Consider the following 9,119-nt stretch of genomic DNA (forward strand, 5'->3'; position numbering starts at 1 on the left):
CTTCAACAGTGGTGGAGGTTGCTGGGTATTGCTTCATGAAGTCAGCCAGGTTTTTGATATCGCCATAGCTTTCTTCTTTGACTTTCGATTTGTCGAAGTCGAATTTCACGTCCAGTTCAACGCGAACCACTTCGGCAACGGCTGGGCAGCCATCAGCATCAACGGTGACGTTGGCCGCAGTGTCCGGGCACTTGTCGACGTTGTCGCACACGCCGTCGTTGTCGCTGTCGGAGCACACTTCTGGCGCTGGAGCCGGGGCTGGCTCGGCGGCTTTCTTGCCACCACCGAAGTTCACACCGATACCGACGCTTGGCGCCCACTCGGTGTCGCCTTGGTCGATGTTGTACTGAGCTTCAACGCCAGCACGGGCGTAGAAGTTCTCGGTGAAGTACAGCTTGGCACCACCACCGACGTTGGCGAAGGTAGAACGGTTGCGGCTATTGCTGCCGTTCTGGTCGATGCTCTGGTCGGAGAAACCGGCCGAAACGTACGGACGCAGCATGTCGCCTGGGGCATTGAAGTGGTACAGAGCATCAAGGGCAGCGTTGGCGCCTTTGATGTTACGGCCGTCGTCAGAAACGGCGTTGTGCACTTCGTCGTAGCCCAAGCGCAGTTCAACGTCGTCGGTCAGGAAGTAGCCAATGGAACCGCCGAACAGGTTGCCGTCGTTTTTGAAGTCACGCTGGCTGTCGAAGTATTCCTTTTTGGCAAAGCCTTCAATCTCGACCGCACCTTGGCCTTGAGCCAACGCTTGGAAAGAGCTGGCGGCAATCAGCGAGCCGATAACAACGCCTAAGGTGTTTTGCAATTTCATCCGTAAATTCCCCATATAGATTGTGCGCAGATTAACCGTGCATTTAAGCGACTAGGCAAACGTAGTAGAGAAACTCCACCGCCGCTAACCCAGCCTTACAAATATTTTCAAGCTGGCCCTACGCCAGCCGTGGCCTCTAGCTTGCTCAACTGAGATATGGGCGAGATTCTTTCAGTTCAACAAATAATTTTAAGAACCAGCGATTGGCCGGATTAAACCCGTTGGCGTGCGCATCCCCCCTTCCGACCTCGCACTGGCTCGTAGGGTGTGCTGCGCGCACCAAGCGGTCTCACAGAAAACGCGATGGCGCGCACAGCACACCCCTACGTGAATGCGCCCCCCGTGGGGGCGGCGTTATCCGCGACGCTCCTGATCTCGTAGATGGGCTGCATCCGCTACCAACCGCACGCCCATCAAATTGCCATGCCTAAGCTAAGAACTAAAAAGTATTTATTTTTAGTTTTTTAGATCGTTTAGTCTCGCTTTCACCGGATCACCGGACCCTCTTTTTCTTAATCACTGTCCAGTGGTCCGCCCCGCTCTTCTCAGCGCGCGCGGAGCCCGTTGAGGAGAATAAAAATGAAAGCGCTCACCCCGCTCCGCTTGCTGGTTGCCTTGGCCTTAGGTGGTTTTGCCCTAAGCACCCAAGCCGCCGATTTCACCGTTGCCTACCAAACCACTGTTGACCCGGCCAAAGTCGCCCAGGCCGATGGCCAGTATGAAAAGGCCAGCAAGAGCAAAATCGACTGGCGCAAGTTTGATAGCGGCGCCGAAGTGATTACCGCCGTGGCCTCCGGCGATGTGCAGATTGGTTATGTCGGTTCCAGCCCATTGGCCGCCGCCGCCACCCGCCAACTGCCGATTGAAACCTTTTTGATTGCCACCCAGATCGGCGCTGCCGAAGCCTTGGTGGTGCGTAACGGTGCAAACATCAATTCCCCGCAAGACCTGATCGGCAAAAAAGTCGCCGTGCCGTTTGTGTCCACCGGCCACTACAGCCTGCTGGCTGCGCTTAAGCACTGGAACATTGATCCGAAGAAAGTCGAGATCGTTAACCTTGCCCCACCGGCCATTATTGCCGCCTGGCAGCGTGGCGATATCGACGCCACCTACGTATGGGACCCAGCACTGGGTAAAGCCAAAGAAAGCGGCAAAGTGCTGATCACTTCGGGCGAGCTGAGCAAACTGGGCGCACCAACCTTTGACGCCTGGATCGTGCGTAAAGACTTCGCCGAAAAACACCCGGAAATCGTCAGCGCCTTCGCCAAAACCACCCTCGACGCCTACGCCGCCTACCGCAACGACCCGAAAGCCTGGCTGGCCGACAAGGACAACATCGCCAAGGTGGTGAAACTGTCCGGCGCCAAGGCCGAAGACGTACCGGTACTGCTGGAAGGCAACGTGTTCCCGCTGGCGGCTGACCAGGCCACCGAGCTGGGCGCGCCCACCACTAAAGCAATCACCGCTACCGCTGGCTTCCTGAAAGAGCAAGGCAAGGTCGACGCCGTATTGGCCGACTACGCCCCTTACGTCAGCAATAAATTCGTTAAGTAATCAATCCAAAGCCCTGGCGGTTTAGCCGCCGGGGTCACTTTGTTGGAGCACGACCATGCGCTTTTCCTTTCCCCGCCGCCTGCTCGCCACGTTGGTAGTGGCCGGCCTGAGCTTCGCCGCCCACGCCGACGACATCATCATTGGCTACCAAACCGGTATCGACCCCAGCAAAGTGCCGCAAGCCAACGGTGGCTATGAAAAAGCCATCGGCGAAAAACTCGACTGGCGTCGGTTTAACAGCGGCGCGGAAGTGGTAACCGCCATCGCATCTGGCGACGTGCAAATCGGCAACCTTGGCTCCAGCCCCCTCGCCGCTGCGGCCACCCGCGGCCTGCCGATCGTGACCTTTGTGGTCGCCGCGCAAATCAACTCGGCCGAAGCCTTGGTGGTGCGCAAGGGCAGCAAGATTGAAAAACCTGAAGACCTGATTGGCAAAACCATCGCCACCCCGTTTGTTTCTACCTCGCACTACAGCCTGCTCGGCGCGTTGAAGCACTGGAACATCGACCCTAGCAAAGTGAAGGTGGTGAACCTCAACCCGGCGCAAATCACCGCAGCCTGGAAGCGTGGCGATATCGATGGCGCCTTTGTCTGGTCGCCAGCACTGGGCGAAATCAAGAAAGACGGCAAGGTGCTTACCGACGCGGCCGAAGTCGGCACCTGGGGCGCACCGACCTTTGAAGTGTGGGTAGCGCGTAAAGACTTCGCCGAGAAGCACCCAGAAGTGTTGGCCAAGTTCGCCAAGGTCAGCATCGACGCCTACACCGCCTACAACGCCAACAAATCGGCGTGGACGGCTGACTCCGAGCAAGTCAAAGAAATCGCCAAGCTGACCGGCGCCAACGCCGCAGACGTACCGGAATTGCTGGCCGGTTCGACCTTCCCGGAAAGCGCTGAGCAAAAAACCTTGCTCAACGGCCAGACCGCCAAAGACATCGCCGCTACCGCTGTTTTCCTTAAGGAACAGGGCAAGGCCGATGGTGTGTTGGCCGACTACTCGCCGTTTGTAACCAGTAAGTACGTTCAATAACGGCGCACCTGGATTCCGAATCGTCGGACCGCCGCCTACACGGGAGCGTCGGTGGGTTTTGCAACCTACCCCGTCGTTCCCGCGCAGGCGGGAACCCAGAATTTTGCAGCAGACACCGCCCGCTGGGCACAACAGAGCGAGACAACGCACATGGCCTTACTAGAACTGGAGCGCATCAGCGCACAGTATCCGGGCACAACCGCTCCGGTGCTGGCCGACATTTCCCTGACCCTGGGGCCACAGCAATTGCTCGTGGCCCTCGGCCCATCCGGCAGTGGCAAAACCTCGCTGCTAAACCTGATTGCCGGGTTTGTTAGCCCAAGCGCCGGGCGAATTACCCTGGATGGCGTGCCCGTCAAAGGCCCCAGCGCCGAACGCGGCGTGGTGTTTCAGGACGACGCCCTGCTGCCCTGGCAAAACGTGTTGGATAACGTCGCCTTCGGCCTGCAACTGGCTGGCGTAGCGCGCCCTGCACGGGAAGCCAAAGCACGCGAAATGCTTGCCCTGGTCGACCTCAGCGGCTTTGAACAGCGGCAGATCTGGCAGCTCTCCGGCGGACAAAAGCAGCGTGTGGGCCTGGCCCGCGCCCTGGCCGCCGACCCACGGGTATTGCTGATGGACGAACCCTTTGGCGCCCTCGACGCCTTTACCCGCGAGCAGATGCAAGAGTTGCTGCTGCAGGTGTGGCAACGCAGCGCCAAGCCGGTGTTTTTGATTACCCACGACATTGAAGAAGCCGTGTTCCTGGCCACCGACCTGATTTTGCTGGCGCCCAACCCGGGCAAAGTGGTCGAGCGTCTGCAACTGGACTTCGGCCAGCGCTATGCCGCAGGCGAACCGGCGCGGGCGATCAAGTCTGACCCACGCTTTATCGAAACCCGCGAGCATGTGCTGGCGCAGGTGTTTTCCCAGCGCTTGGCCATTCAGGCGGAGGCCCACGTATGAGCAGCTACGAAGCGAGCTTAAGCACCAGCAAAGACAGCACCGCCGACGCCCTTGGCGCCCTGCCCGCTGGCACCGCCAAGGCCCTGAAACCGACGCTAAGCACACGCCTGATCAGCGCCCTGACCTTAAGCGCGCTGGTGGCGATCTGGTGGGCCGTGACGGCGTTTGGCTTGATCGAACCGTTGTTTCTGCCGCCACCGTCGGCCGTGCTGCAAAAAGGTTGGTTGCTGGCCACCACGGGCTATATGGAATCCACCCTCTGGCAACACCTGGGTGCCAGCCTCGGGCGTATTGGCCTGGGCCTGCTGATTGCCGTGCTAACCGCCATTCCAGTGGGCATCGCCATTGGCCGTAACCGCATTGCCCAGGGCATTCTCGACCCGCTGATCGAGTTCTACCGGCCTATTCCACCGCTGGCCTATCTGCCGCTGATCGTGATCTGGTGCGGCATTGGCGAGCTGTCGAAAGTGCTGCTGATTTACCTGGCAATTTTTGCCCCGATCGCCATTGCCACCGCCACCGGCGTGCGCACCGTTGACCCGGCCAAACTGCGTGCCGCGCAGTCCCTGGGCGCGACCCGTAGCCAACTGATTCGCCATGTAATTTTGCCCAGCGCCCTACCCGACATCCTCACCGGCATTCGTATTGGCCTGGGTGTGGGTTGGTCGACCTTGGTCGCCGCCGAGCTGATCGCGGCCACTAGTGGCCTGGGCTTTATGGTGCAGTCGGCGGCGCAGTTTCTGGTTACCGACGTGGTGATTCTCGGCATTTTGGTTATCGCCGTAATCGCTTTTGCCTTGGAAATGAGCCTGCGGGCTTTGCAGCGCCGGCTGGTGCCTTGGCACGGCCAGAGTCACTGATAGAACTGCCAATGACGCGCCGGCCATGACCGGCGCGCATCCATCACTACCTTGCGTTTGTCGTTACCACTGCCACGTACGAGATTGATCATGAGCCTGCACATCACCCCTCTCAGCTCTGCCCTGGGCGCCCAGGTTGAAGGCATTACCCTTAGCCAACCGCTAAGCGACGCCAACCGCAATGCCATCGAACAAGCGTTGCTGGACCACCAGGTGTTGTTCTTTCGCAACCAGCCGATCACCCCGCAGCAACAAGCGCGGTTTGCTGCGCAGTTCGGCGACCTGCATATTCACCCGATTTACCCCAACGTGCCCGAGCAGCCAGAAGTGCTGATCCTCGACACCGCCGTTACCGATGTGCGCGACAACGCCATCTGGCACACCGACGTAACCTTTCTACCGGAGCCGGCAATGGGCGCGGTACTGAGCGCCAAGCTGCTGCCGGCCAAAGGCGGCGACACCCTGTGGGCCAGCGGTATTGCTGCCTATGAGGCGCTGTCCAAGCCGTTGCAAACCCTGCTTGATGGCCTGACCGCCACCCATGACTTTGCCCATTCGTTTCCAGCCGAACGCTACGCCACCACCCCGGACGACCTCGCCCGCTGGCAACAAACCCGGCGCAATAACCCGCCGCTGTCCCACCCGGTGGTGCGCACCCATCCGGTGAGCGGGCGCAAAGCGTTGTTTGTGAACGAAGGCTTCACCAGCCGCATCGACGGCCTGGAGCCGGCCGAAAGCAAAGCCCTGTTGACGTTCCTGTTTGCCCACGCCACCAAACCAGAGTTTTTCGTGCGTTGGCGCTGGGAAGAAAACGACATCGCCTTTTGGGACAACCGCGTGACCCAACACTACGCCGTCGACGACTACCGCCCAGCACGACGCGTGATGCAGCGCGCCACCATCCTCGGCGACAAACCGTTCTAAGCCCGCCCAAGCGGTTGGGGTCAGGCGCCCCAACCGCCCAGATACACCTCCACCACCTCACCGCTAAAACGCACCGGCCACACCGTTAACGCCTGCTCCGGGTACTCCAGGCAGGTGCCGTCCTGCAGGCGGAAATGCTGTTTGTACAAGGGCGCCGCCACCACTAACGCGCCGCCCAGGCTGCCGATAATGCCGCGACCAATCACATTGGCGCCGGACAGTGGGTCGCGGTTTTCCACGGCAAACAGTTGCTCGCCTTCGGGCAAATAAAACAACGCGACCTGCACGTCGCCCACCAGCGCCACCACGCCCGAATTGGCCACCAGATCCGCGCGCCCACACGCCGCGCTCCAGCCTTGTTCTTGCCTATTTGCCATGGCCTGCATCACACCACCTCCACTGCGTTGATCAGCTTGAGTTCGTCGAGTTGGATGGGGCGAATCTGCCCACGTTCTTTAACGAAATGGATATCCGGGTCGCCGCCCTTGGCGTTAACAAAGGTGCGGAAGCGTTTGAGTTTTTCCGGATCGTTGAGGGCGTTGGCCCATTCGCATTCATAGCGGTCGACCACCAGTTGCATCTGCGCTTCCAACTCGGCGCCCAGGCCCAGGCTGTCGTCGATAATCACCGCTTTGAGGTAATCGAGGCCGCCTTCCAGGGTTTCGCGCCACACCGAGGTGCGTTGCAGCTTGTCGGCGGTGCGGATGTAGAGCATCAGGAAACGGTCGATGTAGCGAATCAACGTTTCATCGTCGAGGTCGGTGGCAAACAGTTCGGCGTGGCGTGGGCGCATACCGCCGTTGCCACTCACATACAGGTTCCAGCCCTTCTCGGTGGCGATCACGCCAACGTCTTTGCTCTGCGCTTCGGCGCATTCACGGGTGCAGCCGGACACCGCGAACTTAAGCTTGTGCGGCGAACGCAGGCCCTTGTAGCGGTCCTCGATAAACAGCGCCATCTTCACGCTGTCTTGCACGCCGTAACGGCACCAGGTGCTGCCGACGCAGCTTTTTACCGTGCGGGTGGATTTGCCATAGGCGTGGCCGGTTTCAAAGCCGGCCGCAATCAGCTCGCTCCAGATATCCGGCAGCTCATGCAACTGCGCGCCAAACAGGTCGATACGTTGGCCGCCGGTGATCTTGGTGTAGAGGTCATATTTTTTCGCCACGGCGCCAATGGCGATCAAGCCGTCCGGGGTGACTTCGCCACCCGGAATACGCGGCACCACCGAGTAGGTGCCGTTCTTCTGCATATTGGCCATAAAGGTGTCGTTGGTGTCTTGCAGCGGCACCAGCCATGGCTCCTGAATCGGTCGGTTCCAGCACGAAGCGAGAATGGAGCCGATGGCCGGTTTGCAGATATCGCAGCCGACATGGCCTTTGCCGTGGCGCGCAAGCATGTCTTCAAAGGTCTCGATGCCGCCCACGCGCACCAGCGAGTACAGCTCTTGGCGGGTATAGGCAAAGTGCTCGCACAGGCTCTTATCCACCACCACCCCGCGTGCGGTCAGTTCGTGCTCAAACACTTGCTTAAGCAGACCCGCGCAACCACCGCAGCCGGTGGCGGCTTTGGTGCAGGCTTTAAGACCGGCCAGGTCGCTCACACCGCTGTCGATGGCGCAGCAGATCGCGCCCTTGCTGACGTTATGGCAGGAGCACACGGTGGCGGTCGCCGGTAGTGCATCCACACCCAGCGCCGGCGCGGCAGAGCCTTGCGGCAAGATCAAGCTGGACGGATCGGCCGGCAACGCAATGCCGTTTTGCACATATTGCAGCAGGGTGTCGTAGTAGCTGTTATCACCCACCAACACCGCGCCCAGGGCTTGTTTGCCGTCGGCAGAAACAACCAGGCGACGGTAAGTCGAGGTGGCTTCGTCGATAAAACGATAGCTGCGCGCACCGGCCGTAGCGCCGTGGGCATCGCCGATGGAACCGACATCCACACCCAGCAATTTCAGCTTGGTCGACATATCGGCACCGAGAAACGGCGCCGCGCTGTCTTCACTTAACCCCACCGCATCGCACAGCTGCGCAGCCACGCTGCGGGCCATTTGGTAACCCGGCGCCACCAGGCCAAACACGCTGCCATTCCAGGCCGCGCATTCACCGATGGCGAAGATGCGCTCATCACTGCTGCGGCACTGGCTGTCGATGGCGATACCGCCACGGGCACCCAGCTCCAACTCGCAGCCTTTGGCCAAGGCGTCTTGCGGGCGGATGCCGGCGGAAAACACGATCAGATCGGTTTCGAGAAACTCGTCGTTGGCGAAATTCATGCGGAAGCGGTACTCGCTGCCCTTGCTGATCGACTGGGTGCCGCGCGACAAATGCACGCTGACGCCCAGCTCCTCAATCCGCGCTTTCAGGGCATGACCGCCGTGGTCATCCAACTGCACCGGCATCAAGCGCGGCGCGAACTCCACCACATGCGCCTCCAGGCCCAGCGATTTCAGGGCATTGGCCGCTTCCAACCCGAGCAAGCCACCGCCCACCACCACGCCGCGTTTGGCATTGCGCGCAGCGGCTTGAATGGTGTCGAGGTCAGCCAGGGTGCGATAGACCAACCGTGAATCGCCGGCCGCGCCTTCAATCGGCGGCACAAACGGGTACGAGCCGGTGGCCAATACCAACTGGTCGTAGGCCACGCAGCCATTGGCTGTGATCACCTCATGGCGGGCGCGGTCGATTTCCAACACCGGCACGCCCAAGTGCAAGGTCACGCCTGGCGTTTGATACAGCGCCGCCTCACCCAACGCCAGCGACTCGGCATCGCGGCCGCCGAAGTACTCGGACAAATGCACGCGGTCATAAGCGCGCAGCGGCTCTTCGCTAAAAACATGAATGCTGTAATGCGCCAGAGCACCGCGCTCCACCAACTGCTCCACGCAGTGATGGCCGACCATGCCGTTGCCGATTACCACCAGGGTTTGCCGCTCATTTGTGCTGTTCATAGGTGCACCCGCCAAGGCCAATCAGGTTTTCGAAAGCAAAAA

Annotated in this window: 8 protein-coding genes; 5 read left to right on the top strand and 3 right to left on the bottom strand. The window is 60.2% G+C overall.

The genetic code is table 11. The features are described from left to right. The coding region (locus AAAB16_RS24100; protein ID WP_340665624.1) for an OmpA family protein at positions 1-814 on the bottom strand (814 nt) is incomplete at its 3' end. A gap of 579 nt (positions 815-1,393) precedes the next feature. On the opposite strand from AAAB16_RS24100, the gene tauA (AAAB16_RS24105) reads away from it, so the two are divergent. The 5 genes from tauA (AAAB16_RS24105) (at position 1,394) to tauD (ending at position 6,127) form a co-directional block, all read left to right on the top strand. Then, positions 1,394-2,368 carry a taurine ABC transporter substrate-binding protein gene (tauA, locus tag AAAB16_RS24105; RefSeq protein WP_340665625.1) on the top strand — a complete coding sequence of 325 codons (975 nt, stop codon included), beginning with the start codon at positions 1,394-1,396 and terminating at the stop codon, positions 2,366-2,368. A gap of 55 nt (positions 2,369-2,423) precedes the next feature. Beyond that, positions 2,424-3,398: a taurine ABC transporter substrate-binding protein gene (gene tauA, locus AAAB16_RS24110; protein ID WP_340665626.1), complete on the top strand. Its 975-nt coding sequence runs from the start codon at positions 2,424-2,426 to the stop codon at positions 3,396-3,398. A gap of 150 nt (positions 3,399-3,548) precedes the next feature. Continuing rightward, positions 3,549-4,343: a taurine ABC transporter ATP-binding subunit gene (tauB, locus tag AAAB16_RS24115; RefSeq protein ID WP_340665627.1), complete on the top strand. Its 795-nt coding sequence runs from the start codon at positions 3,549-3,551 to the stop codon at positions 4,341-4,343. Beyond that, on the top strand, positions 4,340-5,203 hold the full coding sequence (tauC, locus tag AAAB16_RS24120) for a taurine ABC transporter permease TauC (protein WP_110617666.1): 864 nt from the start codon (positions 4,340-4,342) through the stop codon (positions 5,201-5,203). The genes tauB and tauC overlap by 4 nt, the downstream gene beginning before the upstream one ends. Before the next feature lie 90 nt (positions 5,204-5,293). Next, the gene (gene tauD, locus AAAB16_RS24125) at positions 5,294-6,127 is read left to right on the top strand and encodes a taurine dioxygenase (RefSeq protein WP_340665628.1); all 834 of its coding nucleotides are present in this window, start codon (positions 5,294-5,296) and stop codon (positions 6,125-6,127) included. A gap of 20 nt (positions 6,128-6,147) precedes the next feature. Here tauD and nirD read toward each other — a convergent pair whose 3' ends face one another. Both nirD and nirB read right to left on the bottom strand, forming a co-directional pair. Then, positions 6,148-6,504, bottom strand: a complete 357-nt coding sequence (nirD, locus tag AAAB16_RS24130; protein WP_340665629.1) for a nitrite reductase small subunit NirD — start codon at positions 6,502-6,504, stop codon at positions 6,148-6,150. A gap of 8 nt (positions 6,505-6,512) precedes the next feature. Then, a complete protein-coding gene (gene nirB / locus AAAB16_RS24135; RefSeq protein WP_340665630.1) occupies positions 6,513-9,077 on the bottom strand; it encodes a nitrite reductase large subunit NirB in 2,565 nt (854 codons plus the stop codon). Between the last annotated feature and the right edge of the window lie 42 nt (positions 9,078-9,119).

It is taken from the genome of Pseudomonas sp. (assembly GCF_037994325.1).
Taxonomy (GTDB): Bacteria; Pseudomonadota; Gammaproteobacteria; order Pseudomonadales; family Pseudomonadaceae; genus Aquipseudomonas.